Raw genomic sequence first — 21,525 nt, 5'->3', positions numbered from 1 at the left:
GTTCCCCGGGAGTACACGCTCATGAAGACCCTGCTCATGAAGTCCAGGCGCCTGCTCGGCATGCCATTGCTGGCACTCCTGCTTACCCTCGTCGGGGCCGCGCCCGCATGGGCCGCTACGGTCGTGACCTACACCGGCCAGGGCTTCAGTTTCGACGGCAATACGCACAACCTGCAGGACGAGCGCTGTGGGCTCACCGGGCAGGACGATGCCGACGACGGCGGCACCGGCCTGTTCGCCAACTGGAACGGGACGGGCCAGCCCTACCAGACGGGGCAGGGCTATCTGGTCTGGGTGCTTACGGCCAATGGCGCGGTGTCGGCCACGCTGACCCTGCCCGACCGCACAGTGCAGATGATCAAGGTTGGCGGCACCTTCAAGTACGCCAGCAAGTACTACCGCTACCGCAACCTGGTCGGCCTGCCGGTAACCGCCACCTACGAGGGTGATGTCAGGAACGGCAACGTACAGTTGGTGGTCAGCCACGGTTGCCAGCCGATGAAGACGCCAGGCGCATGGTGCTCGCCGGGCTTCTGGAAGAACGCCTCGCAGGATGCCTGGAACCTCGTCGGCGTGGACAAGTACGCCGCCTTCAACGACACGGTCGTGCCGAGCTTCTACATCACGCAGTCGGCCGCCCAGCCCACGCTGTGGCAGGTGCTGACCACCCCCGGCGGGAACACGTTCGGTTCGGCCAAGCCGCCTTATGGGCTGAACGCCTACAAGGCCACGGCGGCCTATCTCACCAGCCGCATCCCCGGCTACCACTTCGCGCCGAAACAGGTCGGCAACGAGTGCGCCTGCCCGATCGACAACCACGGCAACTACAAGGTGCCGCTGGACTGAAACTGTCGCTGCTGCCGTACGCCCCCGGTCGCGCGGGGGCGTACGTGTCTGACGCCCCTGTCCGTCGCCGCTTGCCCTACCATCACGCGATGGACACCTCCCCCGTGATAGCGCAAAGGCCCCGCGGCAGCCTCGCCTGCGTCGGCATCGGCATGACCCTGGGCTCCCATCTCACGCCGCTGGCGCGCAGCCATATCGAACAGGCGGACGTGGTGTTCGCCGGGCTCTCCGACGGCATTGTCGAGAAGTGGCTCGAGCGCATGCATGCGGACGTGCGCAGCCTCCAGCCGTATTACCGCGAGGGCAAGTCGCGCCTTAAGACCTATCGCGAGTGGGTCGAACTGATGATGGCGCAGGTGCGCGCCGGCAAGCGCGTCTGCGGTGTGTTCTACGGCCACCCGGGCATTTTCGCCTGGTCGCCGCACAAGGCCATTGCCGTGGCGCGCGCGGAAGGATTCGAAGCGCACATGGAGCCCGGCATTTCGGCGGAGGATTGCCTGTATGCGGACCTGGGCATCGACCCGGGCCGTTTCGGCTGCCAGCACTTCGAGGCCAGCCAATTGCTGTTCTACGAGCGACGCATCGATCCGGCCGGTTATGTCGTGCTCTGGCAGGTCGCACTGGTCGGCGATCGTTCGCTCGGGCGCCTGGCCACCGGCCCCGCGTACCGCCAGTTGCTGGTCGAGCTTCTGCGGCAGGACTATCCGGCCGACCACGAGGTGATCGTCTACCGCGCGGCGACGCTGCCGATCGAGGCGCCGCGGGTGCGGCGCATTACCCTGTGCGACCTGCCGCATGCGGGGCTGACAGCGGAGGAAACCGTGGTACTGCCGCCGGCCGCCCCGCTCCGGCCCAACCTGGCGATGCAGGCGCGTCTGGCCGAACTGGACGCGTGTGAAAACGCCGCAACGGGGGCGCCAACCGTCGCATAATGGCGCGCACACAGGGGGCTCCCTCATTGCCGTGCGCACGCTGCATGGGCGGTGCAAGGTCGCCCGGCACGCTCCTTCATCAAACCGAGGAACAGGGAAACGACATGACGGACACCATCGATCTGTTGGAAGCGGTCGGAAAGGACGCCTCGCTGCGGCACGCGCCAGCCGAGGAAATGGCTCGCAGGCTGGAGCAGGCGCAGGGGTCCGCTGTTCTGGTGGCGGCCGCCGCCTCGGGCGACCGTTCGGTGCTGGCCGCGGAGTTCGGCGCACAGCACAACCTGACGCCGCAGATCACCCAGATGCCCGCCCACGAAGAAGAGCCCGCGCAGGAAGAGCCGCTCGAGGCTCCCATTCCCGCAGAGAAGTCGTAGGCCCAGCGGCGCCGCCATGTCCGGCTACAGCCGCATCCGCGTATGGTCCGCTTGGGCGGGACTGGCCTGGTGCCTGCTCGCCCAGGCCAGTCCGGCCAACCCGCCCATCACCGATGTCGGCCAGTTCCTGCGGCAGGCCGAGAGCCTGCGGACAAGCGATCACGCACGTTTCGTGCAGATGCTTGCCCGGGCCCACCGTGAGACGTCCGGCCTGACGCCGGCCGAGCAATGGCAACTGCGCTACCTGGACGCCTGGGAGGTCATGTTCCAGGGCGACTACGCCAGTTCGCAGGCAAAGCTGAGCGAGATCGTCGAGCATTCCGGTGACGAGGTGCTGGCCGCCAAGGCCTCGGGTCTCCTGCTGAACAGCCTGTGGCTGAGCCGGCGCTACGAGGACGCTTTCGGGCTTGCCAACCGCCTGACGGCCGGGCTTGCCCACGTGCGGCATCCCGAAGCCAGGTTCCTGCTCCTGGCGGACCTCTCGCAGATGCTCAACCTGGCGGGCCAGATCGACCTGGCGGTCCAATACGCGCGGATGGCCGAACGGGCGATACCGCCTGGCGAAAACCTTTGCCGTCCGCTGTCGAGGGAGGTTGCCGCGCTGTACAACGGCAAGCGGCTGACCTCGGCCAGCCCGGAGCTGCAGCGGGCCATCGACACCTGCAAGCTGGCCGGGCAGCCGGTGTTCGTCCATGCCATGCAACTGACCCTGAGCAGCCTCTACCTGGAGGAGGGCCAGCCGGGCAAGGCGTTGGCCTTGCTCGACCGGCTTGCGCCCGGCATTCGCCTGAGCGGCTACTACGTGCACACCCTTTCTGCCCAGGTGGAGCGGGCGCAGGCGTACGCAAAGCTGGGCAGGGACAACGATGCCAGGAAAGCCGCCCTCGCCGCCCTGGCCATGGCCAGGCCCGACAGCACCGACGAGTGGCTGGCCAACGCCTACGAAGTCCTGTATCGCGTCGAAAAGAGGCAGGGCAACACGGCGACCGCGCTTTCCTACTACGAACGCTACGTCGCCCAGGACAAGGGCTATCTGGACGACGTCAGTGCTCGTGCCTTGGCATACCAGGCTGCGCAGCAGCACCTGTTGGCGCAGAAGCTCGAAACCGAAAGGCTCGGCAAGCAGAACAAGATCCTCCGGCTGCAGCAGGCCCTGGACACCAAGGCGGTGGAGACCAGCCGCCTGTACAACGTCCTGCTGCTTCTGGTGCTGGCATCGATCGTCTTCTGGCTGTTCCGGCTCAAGCGCTCTCAGCTGCGTTTCAAGCGGCTTTCGCGCCTGGACGGCCTGACCGGCATCCTCAACCACCAGCACTTCATGTGCAGGACCGAGCGCGCCCTGCAGCAGCTGGACAAGAAGGTCGGCCATGCCTGCCTGATCGTGCTGGACCTGGATCATTTCAAGCTCGTCAACGATACCCACGGCCATGCCATGGGCGACACGGTGCTTAGGCGCGCGGTCGCCGCTTGCCAGCAGCAGTTGCGTCCCGTCGACCTGTTCGGACGGCTGGGCGGCGAGGAGTTCGGCATCCTGCTGTACGAGTGTTCGCGCGAGCAGGGCATGGACATCGCCAACCGCATCCGTGCAGCAATCATCGAATCGCCGGTCACCAGAGACGGGTGCGAGATCACCGTGTCGGCCAGCGTGGGGCTGGCTTCGACCTCGACTTCCGGTTACGGCGTGCAGCGGCTTTGCAGGGAAGCCGATGCGGCGCTCTATCGGGCCAAGCGCGCAGGCCGCAACTGCGTCATGGGCGACGTCGAAGTGGCCAGCGCCCTGGCTCAGGCCTGACAAGCTTCGTCAGCCTGATGGTCCGCACTGTGCAGGCGGCGGGCCAACCCGTTCGCAGCACGTCCTAGCGCCGCGTTGCCAGCACGCCATCCAGCGCCGGCTGCGCCTTGAAGCCGGCCTTCTCCAGCCGCTTCGCCACTTCGCGCGGCACGTCGCGGCCGCTGGTGAGCTTGTTCGGGCTGCCGGTGTAGTGGAACAGCCGCCCGCCACGCCGCAGCACGCGGGCGAGTTGGTCGTAGAACGCCTGCGAATACAGCTCGCCGGCGATGCCGAAGCGGGGTGGATCATGCAGCAGCGCATCGACCGAGGCGTCGGCGACCTGCGCGATGGCGACCGACACGTCGGCGTGCGCGAGTTGCAGCCGGCCGCCGCTGGCGGGCGCGTCGGGATCGGGCGACCACGGATTGAGCGTGCGCAGCCAGAGCACGTCGGGGTTCTTCTCGAACGACTGGATGTGCGCCACGCCGGCCTCCAGGCAACAGGCTGCGAAGTAGCCCAGCCCGCCGCAGGTGTCGAGTACCACCTTGCCGCGCGGCTCCACCAGCGCCACCTTGCGGCGCGCGTCCTCGACCGGCGAGTCCTTCGCCGTAGGCAGCATCTTGATTCCGTCGATCTCGAAGGTCGGTGCGCCCCATTCGGTCGGCACCAGCTTGATCAGCGAACCGCAGAAGCGCGACACCGGCGCGAACGCCTCGCCATCCCAGTAGTAGATCGTGCGGTCCTTGAGCTTCGCCGGGTACGGGTAGTGCGAACCCTGCCACTGCCAGGCGTCCGCCTGCAACGACACGTCCGTGCGCGAGCGACCGAGATCCAACGATCCCTGCCAGGCGCCGGCGTCGGCATCGCGCGCAGCGGCCATGGCCTCGGCAACGGAACGGATGAGCAGGGGACCGGTGTAGTGCGGCACGAACGGACGTTCCTGGTGCATGTCGGGAGCGCGACCATAGCGAATCGGTGCCCCGCCGGCCATCCGCCGCGCCATGCAGGAGCGCAGCCGAGCGCGACCGCCATGCCGGTCCTGGTTCCCGCACATCACGCCTGCCGATGGCGCACGAGGTGCGGGCATCGGTTCAAACCTGTCTCAGCCCGACTGCATCGAACGGTCTTCGGACAGGAGCCGGCGATGCACGCATCCAGCCTACGTGAGAACTACCCTTTCCCCTGGCGATGGCTGGTCGCGCTCGCGCCGCTGGTCATGCTGGTGCACGAGGCGCACGAGTTCGCGCACACGCTGACCGGCCGGCTGGTGTGCGGGCGCTGGGCCGAGCGCGATTTCAGCCGCTGGTCGATCGAGGGCTGCGACAGCTGGCTGCCGACCGCAGCCGGGCCGCTGCTTTCCTACCTGCTGATGGCGGCAGGCGCGCTGCTCGCGCTGCGCCGCGGGCGCGCGTGGCCGGGCGTCGCGCTGGTTTTTGCCGCCAACCCGCTCGCACGCCTGGTGACGGCGCTCAGCGGGCATGGCGACGAGATGCTGGTGGCGCGTGCCCTCGTCGGCGCGGATGCCGGCTGGGTGCACCCGGCCGCAGCCGGTGTGGTGGCGGGGTTGTGCGCTTTGGCGCTGGCGGTGGCCTGGCGGGCGCTCGCGGCGACGGCGTGGCGGAGGACCGTCTTCCTGCTGGCGCTGGTGGCTGGCATCGTCATCACCGGTCCGCTGCTGCCGCTGTTCAACCGCATGCTCGATGCGGGCTTCCTGGCCGGTCCCGTGGCCGGCGCGCCGTGGCTGGTGCATTGGGTGACCCTGGCCAGCGCGGTGGGCGCGCTGCTGGGCCTGCGCTGGTTGCGACGACCCGTGGAGCCTGAGTCGCTCAGCCGCCCAGCTTCTGGAACACCTGGCCCAGGCCCTGCCGGATGTCGTTGATGCCTGCCCACGGGTCCTTGCGCAGCCGCTTGAGCCGGGCGGGCAGGGAACGGATGTCGAATTGCGCGCCGCTCGTGATCTTGCCCAGTTCCTCCCAGCGCAGCGGCACCGCCACCGGCGCGCCAGGGCGCCCGCGCAGCGAGTAGGAGGCCACCGCCGTGGCGCCGCGGCCGTTGCGCAGGTAGTCGACGAAGATCTTCTGGTGGCGGATCGACTTGGTGCTGACCGCGACGAACTCCATCGGATGGATGCCTGCCAGCGCCCCGGCGAAACCCTGCGCGAACTGCTTGACCGTGCCCCAGTCCGACGGCGGGTTGAGCGGCACCACGACGTGCAGGCCCTTGCCGCCAGTGGTGCGCAGGAAGGATTCCAGCTCCAGGTCGGCCAGCAGCTTGCGCACCAGCCGGGCAGCCGCGACCACGCGCTCCCAGCTCACGTCCGGGCCGGGGTCGAGGTCGAACACCACGCGGTCGGCGAGGTCCGGCGTCTCGACCTTGGCGCCCCAGGGGTGGAACTCGAGCGTGCCGTACTGCACCAGTTCCATCACCGAGTCGGCGGACTGCGGGTAGAGGTAGATGGCGGCGGCGCCGGTTTCCTCCTTGAGCTTCACGCTGCCTACGTACTTGAGGCCGCCGGAAGGGATGTGCTTCTGGAAGAACGAGGGTTTGTCGATGCCGTCGGGGTAACGGATGATCGACGTGGGCCGGTCGATCACGCCGGGCAGGAACCAGTCCATTACCGTGCGGTAGTAGTCGGCCACATCCTGCTTGGTGTAGCCGTCGGCCGGATACACCACGCGCCCGGGATGGGTGATGGTGATGCCTGCCGGCGCGCTCGCCTCGCTCTTGCGGTTCGCGCGCTTGCGCGTGGACGACTTGCGGCTGCCTGCGGTGGGTTCCGGCGTGGCGCGGTCGCTGTCGCGCAGGTCCGCCGGCGACTTGTCCGCGCGCATCGTCTTCAGGCTCGGCTGGCGCAGCAGGCCCTGGTTGCCGATGCCGCGGTAGTTCACCTCCGCCACCGCGGTGGGCCCGATCCACTTGACGCCGCGCGGGGCGTCTTCGGGATTGTTCACCGTCGGCTTGCTGCCGCCGCCGGTGGCCAGCGTGCGGCTCAGGTCCAGCAACTGCCGGTTGCTGAAGCCACTGCCGACCTGGCCCATGAAATGCCAGCCGCCTTCCGGTGCGGGCTTTGCCAGCAGCAGCGCACCAAAGCCCTGGCGCCCACCCTTGGGCGCGGTGTAGCCGACGACCGCGAATTCGTCCGACTCCACGCGCTTGATCTTCAGCCAGTCGTCGCCGCGACCGGCACGGTAGCGGGAATCGGCGCGCTTGCTGAGGATGCCCTCGAGCTTCTGCGCGCTGGCCATGGCGAATACCTGGTCGCCGTTGCCCACCACATGGGTGCTGTAGGAGAGATGCGCGGGCGGGTCCTGGAGCAACGCCTCGAGGATCGCCTTGCGCGCGTGCAGCGGCGTGGCGCAGAGGTCGTAGCCCTCCACGAAGGGCAGGTCGAACAGCATGTAGGCGAGCGGTGCATTGGCTTCGCCGGAAAGCGTCTTCTGCAGCGCGTTGAAATCGGCCTGGCCGTCCGCGCTCAGGGCGATCAGTTCGCCGTCGAGGCGCGCCGAGTCGAGGCCCAGCGACTCGATCGCCTGGCGGATGTCGGGAACCTTGTCCGACCACGACAGCCCGTTGCGCGACCACAGCTCGACCCGACCCTTGGCGACGGTCGCGAGGATGCGATAACCGTCCCACTTCACCTCATGCAGCCACTGGTCGCCGGTGGGCGGGTTCTCGCGCAGGGTGGCAAGTTCGGGCTGGAAGAAATCGGCGCTCGCCTTCGCCTTCTTCGCGCCTTCCGCCGCGGCGGCGAGCTTGCCGACCTTGCTGGCGTGGTGACCGGCGACCGGCACCTTCTTGCGCTTGCGCGTGTCCAGCGTCGCGGCCACTTCCTTCGCGCCGCCGGAGCGGCCGGCGGCGGCCCTGGTGCTGGCGATCATGCGCGCGTCGAGCAGGTCGTCGGCCTCCACGTCGCTCGCGTAGGCGTCCTTGTCGTGCATCAGGAACCATTGCGGCTGCTTCGCCGGCTTGCCGCTGCGCACCAGGTGCCAGCTCCCCTTGAGCCGGGTGCCGAACAGCTCGAAGCGCAGGTGGCCTTTCTCCAGTTGCGCCTCCGGGTCGTACGGCGTCGACCACACGCCGCTGTCGAAGGTGTCGACGTGGCCGCCGCCGTAGGCGCCCGCGGGGATGTCGCCCTGGAACTTGGCGTACGAAATGGGGTGGTCCTCGACCTCCACCGCCAGGCGCTTGACGTTCGGGTCATAGCTCGGCCCCTTGGGACAGGCCCAGGATTTGAGCGTGTCGCCGACCTGCAGCCGGAAGTCGTAGTGCCGCCGGCTGGCGTGATGCAGCTGCACCACGAAGATCGGCCGCCCACCCTCCGCCGCGGAGCCTTCCGAACGCGGCTCCGGCGTGCTGTCGAAACGTCGCTTGCGATCGTATTCCCTGAGGCTCAACCGATGGCTCCGCAAAGTGGCCCAGGCCGTTGTGGCACCCGCGTCGTGAATCCGGGGTGGAGCGTGGCATCCACACCATGCATCGCCTCTCCATGGCAGCAGGTCGCGTCTGTACGACCAACGGCACTTACCCGGTGGCAGGGATGGCAGGCAAAGTGGCGCGATCTTTCATCGGACTGATCCGTCATGCGTCTATGGGTTGTTGCCGCCGCGCTTCTTGCCGGCCTGATTGCTCCGCCGTCACGCGCGCAGGCGGAGGAAACCCGCCACGATGCCATCATCAACGGCGTGCGCCTGGCCTACTGGACCTCGCGTCCGATCGTGCCCACCGACGTGCCGGTGCTGTTCCTGCATGGCGGGCCGGGCTACAACTCCTACAGCTTCCGCATGACGGCGGGGAAGGCGCTCGACGCGCGTTATCCGATGGTCTACCTGGACGAGCGCGGCAGCGGCGAGAGCGAGCGCCCCTGGCGCGGGGACTATGCGCTGGCGACGCTGGTGGAAGACATCGAGGGGCTGCGGCGGCAGTTGGGCGTCGAGCGGATGGTGGTGGCCGGGCACAGCTTCGGCGGCACGCTGGCGGTGGAGTATGCGCAGACGCATCCGGAGCGCGTGGCGCGGCTGATCCTGATCGACGCCGCGGTGGACCTGCCCGGCGCGATGGAGAGCTGGATGCAGACGCTGGCCACCCGGTTCCCGAAAGCCTACGCAGCGGCCGAGCATGCCGATGCCGGCAAGGCGCTGCGTGCCGTTCCACCCGGCGATGCCTGCGCACTGGCCCGTGCGCGCATGGCTTTCGTCGGCGCCGCCACGGCCACGCTGCCGGACGGGCACGCGTTCCACGATCGCCAGCAGTTCCACGTGATGGCCGCCAAGGAGGAGCAGGAACGCCTGGACAAGCAAAGCGGCCTGCGCAACACCGGCGAGATCGGCGCGGCGCTGATGGCGCCGGAATCGGGTTTCATCTGCTACTCGGTGGCCCATCCGGAGCGCCTGCGCATGCCGACGCTGGTGCTGGTCGGCGCCCATGACGGGGCCGTGGGTGTTGCCCCGCAACGCGCGCTGGCCGGGCGCCTGCCGCACGCCAGGCTGGTGGTGCTCCCCGGCAGTGCGCATTTCCCCTACCAGGAGGAACCGGCGGCGTTCCTGGAGGCGGTGGACGGGTTCCTGCACGGCGACTGAGGACCGTGCATGCGCGGGGCCGCGAGGCGAAGCGTTGCACGCACGTCGGGAACCGCCAGGAGCTCGAACGGGATTCCGCGCGTGGGCACGGCGGCCGTGCGCTCAGCGATCCCTTTTCTTGCCGGTCGAGGGCGGCCGCGGCGGCGGCGTTCCGGGATGGTCGGTTTCCCGCACCGAGAAGGACGCCTTGCGGTAGTTCGCCGGATCCTCCGTCCTCGGCGGCTGCCGATCGCCGCCGTAGATGTTGTGCAGTTCGGCGACGGAAACGGGTCGTTGCTTGTGCGGCATGGAGCGCTCCCCGGAGCGAGGGTTGGGGGCCGCGACCGCGACGGCCATCAGCCATTCGGCGCGCGACCTCGTAAAAGCGTCGTTCCCGACAATGCGCCTGAGTCCGTTAGAAGAGGGTAATCCGGCCGCGCCGCTTGATGTGTGGGGGCCGCACTGGCCACTTTCCGGGGGCAAATGGGAGATGCAGCGACGTGCCCGGCTCCGCCACCGGCGCGCAGGAAGCCACACCGACCCAACCGGCCGCTGAGCAGCCTTGCGCGCAGGCCCGGCACGCGTCAGCCCCGTGACTTCCCTTTCCTGCGGGCGGATCAGGCCAACTGCGCCAACCCGCAGCGCAGACATCGCACACAACGGTGGCGGTCGAGAAGGTCCGTCGTCGGCAGATCACGACTTGGTGCGTTCGCGCTAACGCGTGCCCTCCTAGCCTGTCGGTGCGGATACGGAGCCGCCGGATTCCCGTTCCGCCATGGCCACGACCATCCGGTTCGACACAGGAGGGCCCATGCGTCCCGATCAGCAGAAACTCCACGCACAACACAAGGAAGGCCTGAAGAACGACGCCAAGGACATCGAGAACCGGCGCCAGCCCCAGGCCGCCTCCAAGCAAGGCTTCCACGAGGAAGCCAGCGGGCAGGGGATCGTGCGCCGGCACGACGGCGACCACGACAACAAGCTCGGATAAGCGCCCCCAGGGTGGGCTTCAGCCGACCGCTGCGAAAGGCGGTGGCTGAAGCGCACTCTACGAAAGGCCGAGGCATGGCGCTCAATCGCGATCGGGGGCGCCGAGGGGGAAATAGCCGCGATAGGGGCGAGCCTCGTCGACCGCGCGTGCAAACGAGGGCCGCGCGAGCAGGCGGGTGCGGTAGGCGTGCAAGTGGGTGAACGACGGATCGATCGAATGGGTCCAGTCGGCATAGAACAGGAACGGCGCGGCGGCGCAGTCGGCAAGGCTGAACGCGCCCGCGATCCACTCGCGTCCGGCCATGCGCCGGTCCAGCCACGCGTACGCGGTTTCCAGCATGGCCCTCGCTTCGCCCACGCCATGCTCGTCCTTGCGGCCTTCCGGGCGCAGCTTGTCGAACACCACCTTCTGCTGCGGCGTCGATACGTAGTTGTCGAACACGCGGTCGAGCATGCGCACTTCCAGCGCCGCCCTGGCTTCCGCCGGAATCAGCCGTGCCGGGCCGGGGTGGTGCAGGTCCAGGTATTCGACGATGCAGCTTGCCTCCAGGATCGTGCGGCCCCGGTCGACCAGCACCGGGAAGCGTCGCATCGGCCACAGCGCGGCCAGCTCCTCGTTGGCCTGCGGTTGTTCCAGGGAGCGGTACTCGAAGGCGGTGCCGTTCTCGTAGAGGGCGACCAGCACCTTCTGCGAGTAGGAGGAAAACGGATGGGCGTAAAGGCGGGGCAGGGTCGGTGCCATGGCGTGCTCCAGTGGACTGCATGCACGACGAGCGGTCGCCGGAAAAATCGACACGGCGCTCCTCGCGCATCCCGCTGGCAGGCCGGTCGCCACGGGACTACCATGCCCCGTGGAGGGCAACGAACCCCCGGAGGTCCTCATGAAAGCGTTCTGCGCGATCCTGCTGCTGGGCACGCTGGCCGCCGGCCAGGGTGCGCTGGCGACGTCGATGTCCCTCAACCAGTTCACGCCAAAGGTCCTGCCCGTGCTGGTGCAAGTGGACAGCCACGGCAAGGTCACCGACGTATCGTCCTCGGTCGAGCTGTCGCCGCGCTATGACCGACTGCTTCGCCAGACCCTTGACCAGATGATCACCCGGCCGGCGAACGACCACGGGCGCCCGGTGGCGAGCCAGTTCGTGATCAACCTGGGGCTCGAAACCACCCCGAGGCCGGACGGCAACTACGACGCGAAGTTCGTCTACGTGTCGACCTCGCCGGTGCCGCCCGGCGCCTGGTACTGGGTGCACGTCGACGGCCACCGGCTGGCGCTGCGCAGCCGCAGTGCCGATACGCGGCAGCGGTTCTTCCGGCGCCCGCCGAACTATTACTGGCCCGCTCCGCCGCAGCGCTACACCCCGCCGGTACGGAACACCGCCAACCCGCCGCCGAGCCGCCCGCCGTCGCCCCGGCCTGGGCACTGACGAGCTACAAAAAATCCCGGTCCGCGAGGACCGGGATTGCCAGGTTGGGCAGGTTGAAGGTCAGCCGTTCGTCAGGGTGACCACCGAATCGGCCTGCAACTGGCGGTGACCCCAGAACGCGCTGTCCATGTCGCCGGCGACGCTGACGTAGTCGCCCTTGTCGATCTGCTGGAAGCCCTTGTCGTCCAGCGGATTGTCCTTGAGCTGGCTGGTATCGACGGTGATCTTGCGCGGGCCGTAGTCGACCGTGAAGTCGCGGCCGTTCACCGAGGTCACGGTGCCGCGCACGAAGGTCTCGCCAACTACCACGGGATGCACCCACAGCGCGTAGTTGGCCGGGCCCTCCTCGTCCGAGGCGTTGGCGTAGAAGTAGGTGCCCAGGTCCTGGTCATAGACGCTGCTGGCCTCGATCTTGTCGCGCTCGAACAGGTCGTCGTCGACGCGGCCGTAGACAGTGACCTTGTCGCCCTCGAGTGACTGGTAGTTCTGGCCGTACCAGGTCCAGCCGTCCATCTCGACCGGGATCTTGCCCTTGCCGTAGTCGAGCGTGAAGAAGCGGTTCTGCGCGTCGGTGATGGTGCCGCTCAGGCTGAGCCAGGTGCCGTTAGGCTTCTGCGCCGGCGACATCTGCATGCTGCGGGCATAGTTGTTGCCCTGCTGGCTGCCGTCCTGCAGCGGCGCGGCGGTGGCGGCGCCGGTCATCAGCAGGGCCAGTCCGATGGATGCGGCAATGCGCTTCTGTACGGTCATGTTCTCCTCCTCTTTCGGTTTCAGGACGAAAGGCCGGTGGGCCTCTCCAGACGGTGGCTCCATCGCCGAGCGATTCAACGCCGGCGGCGCCCGCCTGCTTAAGGCGAAGTTCGGCGAGGCGAAGATTGCGTCATGGCGCCGGCGCGCCTGTCACGGCCATGGCGGCGCAGCGCGGGCGGGGATGTCGATTCCGCGGCTGCCCGTACGTCGTACACGGGAGCGGCGGCATGCTGTGCGGCCGCGATCCCCACATCCACGCGAGGAGAACCCGATGCGCTTCCTTTCCATCCGGTTGCAGGAAACCGGCCGGATCCCCAGCGAGCAATTGATGGCCGACATGGGCCGGCTGATCGAAGAGATGACCCGCGAGGGCACGCTGGTCGATACCGCCGGCCTGCGCCCGAGCGCCGAGGGCGTGCGGGTGCGCCTGCGCGGCGGCCAGATCTCCACCACCGATGGCCCGTTCACCGAGAGCAAGGAAGTGATCGGCGGTTACGCCGTTCTCGAGGCGGGCTCGATGGAGCACGCGCTGGAGCTGACTCGACGCTTCCTGGCCGTACACGGCGACTCGTGGGACCTCGAGTGCGAGGTGCGTCAGATGGAAGGTCCGGACAGCGAGCACTGCGGTGCCGCGAAGGCGATGGCGGCCGGCGCCGCCTAGCGACTGCCACGGGGCGGGCGCTTGCCCTACATTGGCGTAGCCCGCCCCCCACGGATGCCTCGCCATGCCCGAGCAGCCACGCCTTGTCGGCCGCAGCAGTTCCCACTACACCCGGCTCGCACGGCTGTTCGCCGAGGAGCTGGGCATCGCTTATGCGTTCGAGCCGGTGCATGACCTGGCCTCGCGCGACCCCGCCGACTACGCCGGCAACCCGGCGCTCAAGCTGCCCGTGCTGGTGTTGCCGGAAGGGCCGGTGTTCGGCACCGAGAACATCTGCCGCACACTGGCCGCGCTGGCGGGCGAACCGTTTCGCGTGCTGTGGACCGAGCAACTGCCCGATCTGCGCGCACGCAATGCGCAGGAGCTGGTCTGGCACGGCATGGGCGCGCAGGTGCAGATGGTCTTCGGCATGCAGGTGGCGGGCCTGCCGGCGCAAAACGTGTACTTCGCCAAGGCCGCCGACGGCTTCCGCCATGCGCTGGCCTGGCTGGATGCGAACCTGGAATCGGTGCTGAAAGGGCTGCCGCCACGCGACCTGAGCCTGCTCGAAACGTCGCTGTTCTGCCTGCTCGAACACCTGGGTTTTCGCGACACGCTGACGCTCGCGCCCTACCACCACCTCGCCGCGTTCGCCGCAGCCTGGCGCGAACGGCCCGCGTCGCAGCGCACCGCCTACGCCTTCGACGTGGCGATGCCCGGCTGAGGCATGTCTGCCGACACGATGGTGCCGGCAGGGCGACGACATACCGTGTCACCGCGGATCGCGCATGCGCGCCGGGTTACCGACGACGGTGGCGCCTTCGGGCACGTCGCGGGTGACCACGCTGCCGGCGCCGATCAGGGCGTCGTCGCCCACGTTCACGCCGGGGAGGATGAGTGCGCCGGCGCCGATCCACACGTTGCTGCCGATCCGCACCGGCCGGCCGAATTCCAGCCCGGTGGCGCGCCTGGCGGGGTCGCGCGGGTGGTCGGCGGCGAGGATCTGTACGCCTGGTCCGATCTGGGTGCGCTCGCCGATGCGCACCTCCACCACGTCGAGGATCACGCAATTGAAATTGAGGAAGGCGCCGGCGCCAAGATGGATGTTGAAGCCGTAGTCGCAATGGAAGGGCGGGCGGATGATGGCGCCCTCGCCGACCGAGCCCAGGTGCTCCTGCAACAGCCCGTGCCAGTGTTCCGCGCTTTCGGCGAGGGCGGCGTTGTAGCGGGCCAGCCAACGGTGGTTGGCGGCGAGGTGGGCCTGCAGTTCCGGCGCGCTGGCGTCGTAGAGATCGCCGGCCAGCATCTTGGCCTTTTCGCTGCGCACGCCGGCGCTAATCCTTGAGCGCCCCTTCCTTGGGATCGGTCGCGGCATAAACCGAATCGGGGTACTCGGCAGCATGCGGGTTCTTCAGGGCCTGGCGCACGGCTTGCGGCAGGCGGTCGATATCCAGGATCACCTTGCCCTCGTGCACGTCCCGGATGGCCTCGGCCGGCAACGTGAAGTCACCGCCGTTTTCGATATTGACGACCAGCTCCCGGCTGTCCGCGTGCACCTCGCGCACGGCGCCGACGCCCAGTTCGCCGTCGGCGACGAACACCATGAAGCCCGGTTCGATCGGTTCTTGCATGAGGCTGACCTCGCTGGGAAGACCGCCCGAGTGTGGCGTCCCCGCCGTGCGGGCGGGGTGATGGTCAGGGCGTCACGTCGCGCACCTGCAAGGCCGCCAGCGCACGCGTGTCGGGCACGTGGATGCCGTTGGGGTCGCCGCGCACGAAGTGGGTCGCGTGCGGCACCGGGTCGGCGAAGGCCGAGCCGAGCCGGCGGGCGAGCTCGCCGCGGAAGGCGTGCATCGCGGGCAGGTCCAGGTATTCGATGATCGACCAGCAGTCGAGCGTGCCGGTATCGGTGCGCTTGGCCTTGTGCAGCAGCGCATAGCGGCCGCTGCGGCGCGGCATCCATGGCTGCGACTCGTACAGCGTGCGCAGCGCCGCTTCCCCCAGGCCCGCGGCCGCGGCACGCGCCATGTCCCGGCTCAGCACGGTGACGTGGAACTCGGACTTGCGCCGGAGCCGCACGCCATCGAACTCGCACACGTCGCCGAAGGGCGCGGCCATGCATCCGGCCGGAAGCGGCAGCAGGAACGCGCGTCCCGGCGAGAAGCCGGGCCAGGGGAGGGCCGGGAGGCGGGACTCGTCCATGCGGCGCATGTTCCCGTGGCGGGCGTCCAGGATCGGCGAAGCGGGCAGGCTTAGGCTACCGGCATCCTGTACGCTCAGCGCATTTCACCCGCCTGCCAGGAACCATGGACCCGAACACCCTCGCGCACGTCGGCCCCGCGCACATCGGCATCATCGGACTGGGTTACGTCGGCCTGCCGCTTGCAGTGGAGTTCGGACGCCATTTCGACACGCTGGGCTACGACATCGACGCGGCGCGTGTGGCCGAACTTCGCGGCGGCAACGACCACACGCTGGAGACCACCGCCGAGCAGTTGCGCGAGGCCACGCGGTTGTCGTTCACCGATCGCGCGGAAGACCTGGCGCGCTGCAATGTCTACATCGTCACCGTGCCCACCCCGATCGACGAGGCGCAGCGGCCGGACCTCAAGCCGCTGGAGTCGGCTTGCCGCATGCTGGGTCCGCGCCTGAAGCGCGGCGACCTGGTGGTATTCGAGTCGACCGTGTACCCGGGCACCACCGAGGAGGTCTGCGTGCCGTTGCTGGCGGAGGGCTCGGGGTTGACCTTCAATACCGATTTCTTCTGCGGGTACAGCCCGGAACGGATCAATCCGGGCGACCACGCGCGGCGGGTTACCGATATCGTCAAGCTCACTTCCGGCTCCACGCCGGAGGCGGCCGAGCGGGTCGACGCCCTGTATCGCACCATCATCCGCGCGGGCACCCACAAGACGTCGTCCATTCGCGTGGCCGAGTCGGCCAAGGTGATCGAGAACGTGCAGCGCGACGTCAACATCGCGCTGGTCAACGAGCTGGCGCTGATCTTCCATCGCCTGGGCATCGACACCGAGGAAGTGCTCGCCGCGGCCGGCACCAAGTGGAACTTCCTGCCGTTCCGCCCCGGCCTGGTCGGCGGCCATTGCATCGGCGTGGACCCGTACTACCTGACCCACAAGGCCGAGGTGACCGGCTACCACCCGGAGCTGATCCTGGCCGCGCGGCGGATCAACAGCCGCATGGGGAGCTACGTGGCCGACCGGGTGATCCGGCTGATGAGCGAGCGGCGCCTGCACATCGTCGACGCGCGCGTGCTGGTGCTGGGCTTCGCCTTCAAGGAAAACTGCCCGGACCTGCGCAACACGCGCGTGATCGATATCGTGCGCGAGCTGGAATCCTCGGCTGCCAAGGTCGACGTGTACGACCCCTGGGTCGACGCGGCCGAGGCCGAGCGTGCCTACCGCGTGCGGCTGGTGGAGCAGCCAGGCGAGGGTTACGACGCGATCATCGTGGCGGTGGCGCACCGGCAGTTCCAGGCGATGGGCGCCGAGCGGATCCGCGCGCTGGGCAAGCCCGGTGCGGTGATCTACGACGTGAAGTCGGTGCTGCCGCAAGAGGCGGTCGACGGGCGGTTGTAGGCGCGCACCTGTGCGCGACCGCCATCGTCCACGGCGCGTCGGCCATGGCGGGCGGGCAAAGGTGCGCCCCGACAGGGAATCTGCGGCGTCCGGTTGATTTTGCCCTGGCTAATCCGTACCATTTTGGTCTGGATTTGACGAGGCTCTCCCCATGCTTCGCGTCAGCCGCCTGACCGACTACGCCGCGGTGGTGATGACCTGCATCGCCGCCCACCCGCACGACGTGCTCAGCACCGCGCAGATCGCCGACGAGACGCGGCTGGAACTGCCCACCGTGAGCAAGCTGCTGAAGTCGCTGGGCCACGCCGGCCTGGTCGAATCGTTCCGCGGCGTCAATGGCGGTTACCGCCTGTCGCGCCCGGCGCGCGAGATCAGCCTGGCGCAGATCGTCGAGGCGATGGAAGGGCCGATCGGCATGACCGAATGCAGCGTCGAAGGGCAGTGCGATCGCGAATCGCAATGCGGCGTGCGCGGCAGCTGGCGGCGCATCAGCAGCGTGCTGGACAACGCGCTGCGCGCGGTCAGCCTGGCCGACATGCTGCAACCGCCGCGCCCGGCGGTCGCCACCGTGGCGCTGAGCGAACTGAAAGGCAGGACCCACGCGTGACTGCAGAATCTATCGAAAACCGGACCGACAACACCGTGCTGCGCGACAACGCCGAGGTCGCCGAAGCCCTGGGCCGCAACTACGCGGCCGGCTTCGTCACCGAGATCGAGAGTGAAAGCCTGCCGCCGGGGCTCGACGAAGACATCATCCGCCAGCTCTCCGCGATCAAGCGCGAGCCGGAGTGGATGACGGAGTGGCGCCTGGCCGCCTTCCGCCACTGGCAGACGATGCCGACGCCCGACTGGGCCAAGCTGAAGATCGACCCGATCGACTACCAGGCGATCAGCTACTACTCCGCGCCCAAGGCCGGCCCCAAGTCGCTGGACGAGGTCGACCCGGCGCTGCTGGAAACCTACGAGAAGCTGGGTGTACCGCTGCACGAGCGCGCCGCGCTGGCCGGCGTGGCGGTCGATGCGGTGTTCGACTCGGTCTCGGTCGGCACCACCTTCCGCAAGAAGCTCGCCGAGGCCGGCGTGATCTTCTGCTCGATGAGCGAGGCGATCCGCGAGCATCCGGAGCTGGTGCAGAAGTACCTGGGCAGCGTGGTGCCGCAGGGCGACAACTATTTCGCCGCACTCAACTCGGCAGTGTTCTCCGACGGCAGCTTCGTGTTCGTGCCCGCGGGCGTGCGCTGCCCGATGGAGCTGTCCACCTACTTCCGCATCAACGCGCAGAACACCGGCCAGTTCGAGCGCACGCTGATCGTCTGCGAGGACCGCGCGCAGGTGTCCTACCTGGAAGGCTGCACTGCGCCGCGCCGCGACGAGAACCAGTTGCACGCGGCGGTGGTGGAGCTGGTCGCGCTCGAGGGGGCGAACATCAAGTATTCCACCGTGCAGAACTGGTACCCCGGCGACGAGAACGGCGTCGGCGGCATCTACAACTTCGTGACCAAGCGCGGCGACTGCCGCGGCGCGGACAGCAAGATCAGCTGGACGCAGGTCGAGACCGGCTCGGCGGTGACCTGGAAGTACCCGTCCGTGGTGCTGCGCGGCGACCGCTCGGTCGGCGAGTTCTATTCGGTAGCGCTGACGCACCACTTCCAGCAGGCCGACACCGGCACCAAGATGATCCACATCGGCAAGGACACCAAGTCCAAGATCGTCTCCAAGGGCATCTCGGCCGGGCGCAGCTCCAACAGCTACCGCGGCCTGGTGAAGGTGGAGAAGGGCGCCGAGCGCGCGCGCAACTACACCCAGTGCGACTCGCTGCTGATCGGCAAGAAGTGCGGCGCGCACACCTTCCCGTACATGGAAGTGAAAAATCCCACCGCGATCGTCGAGCACGAGGCGACCACCTCGAAGATCTCCGACGACCAGCTTTTCTACTGCCGCTCGCGCGGCATCGGCGAGGAAGATGCCGTTTCGATGATCGTCGACGGCTTCTGCAAGCAGGTCTTCCGCGAGCTGCCGATGGAGTTCGCGGTCGAGGCCAAGAAGCTGCTGGAAGTCTCGCTGGAAGGTGCCGTCGGATGACCACGGCCGCCACCCGCACGCACCCCGGCGTTACCGACCTCAAGACCCTGCTGGCCGGGCTCAACCCGCGCCTGCACCCGATGCCGCGACGCTTCCTGTTCGTCTCGCACGACAAGGCCGCCGCGCGCATGGCCGACGCGCTGATGATGTTCCGCGAGGACGAGGGCGTCACGCTGATCGTCGACCACGACCTGGAAGGCACCGAAGTCGTCGCCGACCGGTTGCTGTGGGCGCAGATCACCCTCGGCGTGGAATCGAGCCTCGACGCGGTCGGCATGATGGCCGCCGTCTCCGCCGCGCTGGCCGCGCGCGGCATTTCCTGCAACCCGGTTTCCGCGTTCCTGCACGACCACGTGTTCGTGCCCTGGGACCGCCGCGAGGACGCGCTCGACGCGCTCGCGCACCTCTCCGCCTGATGGACTCGACCATGTTGAAGATCGACAACCTGCACGCCCGCGTCGAGGGCAAGGACATCCTCAAGGGCCTTTCGCTCGAGGTGAGGCCGGGCGAGGTGCACGCCATCATGGGGCCCAACGGCGCCGGCAAGTCGACCCTGGGCAACGTGCTGTCCGGGCGCGAAGGCTACGAGGTGACCGAAGGCTCGGTGCTGTTCGAGGGCCGCAACCTGCTGGAGCTCGAACCCGAGGAGCGCGCCGCCGCCGGCGTGTTCCTGGCCTTCCAGTACCCGGTCGAGATCCCGGGCGTGAACAACACCTACTTCCTGCGCGCGGCCTTCAACGCGCAGCGCAAGGCGCGTGGCGAGGCCGAGCTGGACTCGATGCAGTTCCTCAAGCTGGTGCGCGAGAAGCTCAAGATCATGCAGCTCTCGCCGGACCTGCTGAACCGCGCGGTCAATGAAGGCTTCTCCGGCGGCGAGAAGAAGCGCAACGAAATCTTCCAGATGGCGCTGCTGGAACCGAAGCTGGCGATCCTCGACGAGACCGATTCGGGCCTGGACATCGATGCGCTCAAGCAGGTATCGGAAGGCGTCAATGCGCTGCGCTCGCCGGAGCGCTCGTTCATCGTGGTGACTCACTACCAGCGCCTGCTCGACTACATCGTGCCGGACTTCGTGCACGTGCTGGCCGGCGGGCGCATCGTCGAGAGCGGCGATCGGAGCCTCGCTCTCAAACTGGAAGAACACGGCTACGCCTGGGTCGCCGAGCACGGCGAACCGGCCGGGGCGTCCGCATGAACCAGCCGGCCCGTACGCCGTTCGTCGCCGCGCTGGCCGACGCGCCGCTGCCGGCCAGCGGTGTCGCCTGGCTGGACCAGGCGCGGAGCGAGAACCTGGAGGCCTTCGTCGATGCGGGCCTGCCCGACACGCGCGTGGAGGCGTGGAAGTACACCGCGCTGCGCGCACTCGCGCAGCGCAGCTTTGCTGCTGGCGATGCGCAAGCGGCCAGCCGCTCGGTCGATCCGGCCGTGCTGGCGCTGCCCGGCGTCGACGCCCCTGCGCTGGTGTTCGTCAACGGCGCGTTTCGCGCCGATCTTTCCACGCTCGACGCGTTGCCGGGCGGGGTGAGCCTGCAGCCGCTCTCGCGTGCACTCGCGGAGGATCCGGAACCGCTGCGCTTCGCCATGTCGCGCCATTACCGCGAGCCCGGCGATGCGTTCGCGCGCCTCAATGGCGCCTTTGCTGCCGATGGTGCGGTGCTGCGTGTGGCGGCCGGGGCCAGGATTGCTGCGCCGCTGCGCGTTCTCTTCATCGGGGCTGCTGCCGACCGCGACGTGTCCTGGCACGTGCGCAACCTCGTCGAGCTGGGCGAGGGCGCCGAACTCACCCTGGTCGAACAGCATCTCGGTGTCGGCGAGCAGGCACACCTGGGCACCCAGCTTGCCGAGTTCACCCTGCGCGCCGATGCGACCCTGCACCACGCGGTACTGCAGCAGGCGGGCAACGGCAGTCTGGTGCGCCGCAGCCACTACCGGCTGGACGCGCGCGCGCAGGCGCACCTGCACGTGCTGGAGCTCGGCGGCGCACTGGCGCGGCACGACCTGTGGGTGGAACTGGTCGGCGATGCGGCGGCCTTCCATTCGCATGGCGCGTTCCTGCCCGACGGCCGGCAGCACATGGATACCCAGCTGGCGATCCACCATCGGGCGCGCGACACCGTCTCCTCCTCGACCTGGCGCGGCGTGGCCAGCGGGCGCGGGCGCGGTGTGTTCCGCGGCGCGATCCTGGTGGCGGCCGGCGCCGACGGCGCGGATGCCTCGCTCGGCAACAAGAACCTGCTGCTCTCGCCACAGGCGGAGATCGACACCAAGCCCGAGCTGGAGATCTATGCCGATGAGGTGAAGGCCGCGCACGGCGCCACCGTCGGCCAGCTCGATGAGCGTGCGCTGTTCTACCTGCGCTCGCGCGGCATCCCCGGCGCGCAGGCGCGCACGCTGCTGACCACGGCGTTCGCCCGCGCGCCGTTCGAGTCGCTGCCGAACGAGGCACTGCGCCAGCACGTCGACGACTTGCTGTTGGGTCGGCTGCCCGCCTGACTGGGTGCCGCCCCCACGAAGCGAGGAGCCGGCTCCGCGGCGGAACAGACAGGCAAGCCCAACTTTCCTTCA

Annotated in this window: 24 protein-coding genes; 16 read left to right on the top strand and 8 right to left on the bottom strand. The window is 68.5% G+C overall.

Features of this window, described 5'->3' with window-relative positions; all coding sequences use genetic code 11:
- Nucleotides 1–21 precede the first annotated feature (21 nt).
- The 4 genes from ACFWZU_RS10035 to ACFWZU_RS10020 all read left to right on the top strand — a co-directional run bounded on the left by ACFWZU_RS10035 (nt 22) and on the right by ACFWZU_RS10020 (nt 3,944).
- On the top strand, nt 22–846 hold the full coding sequence (locus ACFWZU_RS10035) for a hypothetical protein (protein ID WP_439701367.1): 825 nt from the start codon (nt 22–24) through the stop codon (nt 844–846).
- Nucleotides 847–935: 89 nt separating this feature from the next.
- Nucleotides 936–1,778, top strand: a complete 843-nt coding sequence (locus ACFWZU_RS10030) for an SAM-dependent methyltransferase (protein ID WP_439701366.1) — start codon at nt 936–938, stop codon at nt 1,776–1,778.
- A 104-nt stretch (nt 1,779–1,882) separates the two neighbouring features.
- The gene (locus ACFWZU_RS10025; protein ID WP_439701365.1) at nt 1,883–2,152 is read left to right on the top strand and encodes a hypothetical protein; all 270 of its coding nucleotides are present in this window, start codon (nt 1,883–1,885) and stop codon (nt 2,150–2,152) included.
- A 16-nt stretch (nt 2,153–2,168) separates the two neighbouring features.
- On the top strand, nt 2,169–3,944 hold the full coding sequence (locus ACFWZU_RS10020) for a tetratricopeptide repeat-containing diguanylate cyclase (RefSeq protein ID WP_439701364.1): 1,776 nt from the start codon (nt 2,169–2,171) through the stop codon (nt 3,942–3,944).
- A 64-nt stretch (nt 3,945–4,008) separates the two neighbouring features.
- Here ACFWZU_RS10020 and ACFWZU_RS10015 read toward each other — a convergent pair whose 3' ends face one another.
- Entirely contained in the window at nt 4,009–4,851 is an 843-nt protein-coding gene (locus ACFWZU_RS10015) for a class I SAM-dependent methyltransferase (protein WP_439701435.1), read from the bottom strand.
- A gap of 216 nt (nt 4,852–5,067) precedes the next feature.
- Here ACFWZU_RS10015 and ACFWZU_RS10010 point away from each other — a divergent pair, with 216 nt between their 5' ends.
- On the top strand, nt 5,068–5,802 hold the full coding sequence (locus ACFWZU_RS10010; RefSeq protein ID WP_439701363.1) for a hypothetical protein: 735 nt from the start codon (nt 5,068–5,070) through the stop codon (nt 5,800–5,802).
- Here the strand turns inward: ACFWZU_RS10010 and ligD are convergent.
- Entirely contained in the window at nt 5,750–8,317 is a 2,568-nt protein-coding gene (gene ligD / locus ACFWZU_RS10005; RefSeq protein WP_439701362.1) for a DNA ligase D, read from the bottom strand. The genes ACFWZU_RS10010 and ligD overlap by 53 nt on opposite strands.
- 186 nt (nt 8,318–8,503) lie before the next feature.
- Between ligD and ACFWZU_RS10000 the strand changes: the two genes are divergently transcribed.
- Complete coding sequence (locus ACFWZU_RS10000) at nt 8,504–9,499, top strand: alpha/beta fold hydrolase (RefSeq protein ID WP_439701361.1); 996 nt, start codon at nt 8,504–8,506, stop codon at nt 9,497–9,499.
- Nucleotides 9,500–9,601: 102 nt separating this feature from the next.
- Here ACFWZU_RS10000 and ACFWZU_RS09995 read toward each other — a convergent pair whose 3' ends face one another.
- Complete coding sequence (locus ACFWZU_RS09995; protein ID WP_439701360.1) at nt 9,602–9,787, bottom strand: hypothetical protein; 186 nt, start codon at nt 9,785–9,787, stop codon at nt 9,602–9,604.
- Between the two features lie 502 nt (nt 9,788–10,289).
- Between ACFWZU_RS09995 and ACFWZU_RS09990 the strand changes: the two genes are divergently transcribed.
- Nucleotides 10,290–10,469 carry a hypothetical protein gene (locus ACFWZU_RS09990; RefSeq protein ID WP_439701359.1) on the top strand — a complete coding sequence of 60 codons (180 nt, stop codon included), beginning with the start codon at nt 10,290–10,292 and terminating at the stop codon, nt 10,467–10,469.
- Between the two features lie 81 nt (nt 10,470–10,550).
- On the opposite strand, the gene ACFWZU_RS09985 is transcribed toward ACFWZU_RS09990, so the two are convergent.
- Nucleotides 10,551–11,210 (bottom strand): glutathione S-transferase family protein, encoded by a 660-nt coding sequence (locus ACFWZU_RS09985; protein WP_439701358.1) that lies wholly within the window; start codon nt 11,208–11,210, stop codon nt 10,551–10,553.
- A 139-nt stretch (nt 11,211–11,349) separates the two neighbouring features.
- On the opposite strand from ACFWZU_RS09985, the gene ACFWZU_RS09980 reads away from it, so the two are divergent.
- Nucleotides 11,350–11,892, top strand: coding sequence for a hypothetical protein (locus tag ACFWZU_RS09980; RefSeq protein WP_439701357.1), 543 nt, complete (start codon nt 11,350–11,352; stop codon nt 11,890–11,892).
- A 60-nt stretch (nt 11,893–11,952) separates the two neighbouring features.
- On the opposite strand, the gene ACFWZU_RS09975 is transcribed toward ACFWZU_RS09980, so the two are convergent.
- Nucleotides 11,953–12,642: a DUF5666 domain-containing protein gene (locus ACFWZU_RS09975; protein ID WP_439701356.1), complete on the bottom strand. Its 690-nt coding sequence runs from the start codon at nt 12,640–12,642 to the stop codon at nt 11,953–11,955.
- A 271-nt stretch (nt 12,643–12,913) separates the two neighbouring features.
- Between ACFWZU_RS09975 and ACFWZU_RS09970 the strand changes: the two genes are divergently transcribed.
- Together ACFWZU_RS09970 and ACFWZU_RS09965 are read left to right on the top strand one after the other, a co-directional pair.
- Nucleotides 12,914–13,303, top strand: a complete 390-nt coding sequence (locus tag ACFWZU_RS09970; protein WP_439701355.1) for a YciI family protein — start codon at nt 12,914–12,916, stop codon at nt 13,301–13,303.
- Nucleotides 13,304–13,367: 64 nt separating this feature from the next.
- Entirely contained in the window at nt 13,368–14,006 is a 639-nt protein-coding gene (locus ACFWZU_RS09965) for a glutathione S-transferase family protein (RefSeq protein WP_439701354.1), read from the top strand.
- A 48-nt stretch (nt 14,007–14,054) separates the two neighbouring features.
- Here the strand turns inward: ACFWZU_RS09965 and ACFWZU_RS09960 are convergent, their stop codons facing one another.
- The 3 genes from ACFWZU_RS09960 to ACFWZU_RS09950 form a co-directional block, all read right to left on the bottom strand.
- The gene (locus tag ACFWZU_RS09960; RefSeq protein ID WP_439701353.1) at nt 14,055–14,609 is read right to left on the bottom strand and encodes a sugar O-acetyltransferase; all 555 of its coding nucleotides are present in this window, start codon (nt 14,607–14,609) and stop codon (nt 14,055–14,057) included.
- A 7-nt stretch (nt 14,610–14,616) separates the two neighbouring features.
- Nucleotides 14,617–14,913: a hypothetical protein gene (locus ACFWZU_RS09955; RefSeq protein ID WP_439701352.1), complete on the bottom strand. Its 297-nt coding sequence runs from the start codon at nt 14,911–14,913 to the stop codon at nt 14,617–14,619.
- Between the two features lie 64 nt (nt 14,914–14,977).
- A complete protein-coding gene (locus tag ACFWZU_RS09950; RefSeq protein WP_439701351.1) occupies nt 14,978–15,484 on the bottom strand; it encodes a hypothetical protein in 507 nt (168 codons plus the stop codon).
- Between the two features lie 104 nt (nt 15,485–15,588).
- On the opposite strand from ACFWZU_RS09950, the gene ACFWZU_RS09945 reads away from it, so the two are divergent.
- From ACFWZU_RS09945 to sufD, 6 genes are all read left to right on the top strand, one after another.
- Nucleotides 15,589–16,878 (top strand): nucleotide sugar dehydrogenase, encoded by a 1,290-nt coding sequence (locus tag ACFWZU_RS09945; protein WP_439701350.1) that lies wholly within the window; start codon nt 15,589–15,591, stop codon nt 16,876–16,878.
- A 151-nt stretch (nt 16,879–17,029) separates the two neighbouring features.
- Nucleotides 17,030–17,485, top strand: a complete 456-nt coding sequence (locus ACFWZU_RS09940; protein WP_439701349.1) for an SUF system Fe-S cluster assembly regulator — start codon at nt 17,030–17,032, stop codon at nt 17,483–17,485.
- 38 nt (nt 17,486–17,523) lie between these two features.
- A complete protein-coding gene (gene sufB, locus ACFWZU_RS09935; RefSeq protein ID WP_439701434.1) occupies nt 17,524–18,960 on the top strand; it encodes a Fe-S cluster assembly protein SufB in 1,437 nt (478 codons plus the stop codon).
- Nucleotides 18,957–19,376, top strand: a complete 420-nt coding sequence (locus tag ACFWZU_RS09930; RefSeq protein ID WP_439701348.1) for an ACT domain-containing protein — start codon at nt 18,957–18,959, stop codon at nt 19,374–19,376. Before sufB ends, ACFWZU_RS09930 begins: the two co-directional genes overlap by 4 nt.
- Nucleotides 19,376–20,155 carry a Fe-S cluster assembly ATPase SufC gene (gene sufC / locus ACFWZU_RS09925; protein WP_439701347.1) on the top strand — a complete coding sequence of 260 codons (780 nt, stop codon included), beginning with the start codon at nt 19,376–19,378 and terminating at the stop codon, nt 20,153–20,155. Before ACFWZU_RS09930 ends, sufC begins: the two co-directional genes overlap by 1 nt.
- Complete coding sequence (gene sufD / locus ACFWZU_RS09920) at nt 20,152–21,453, top strand: Fe-S cluster assembly protein SufD (protein ID WP_439701346.1); 1,302 nt, start codon at nt 20,152–20,154, stop codon at nt 21,451–21,453. Before sufC ends, sufD begins: the two co-directional genes overlap by 4 nt.
- Nucleotides 21,454–21,525 lie beyond the last annotated feature (72 nt).

The sequence above is a fragment of the Frateuria sp. GZRR33 genome, assembly GCF_051900425.1.
Lineage (GTDB): Bacteria > Pseudomonadota > Gammaproteobacteria > Xanthomonadales > Rhodanobacteraceae > Frateuria_A.
The sequence above is the reverse complement of the archived record's forward strand: the minus strand, read 5'-3'. Positions and strand labels throughout refer to the sequence as shown.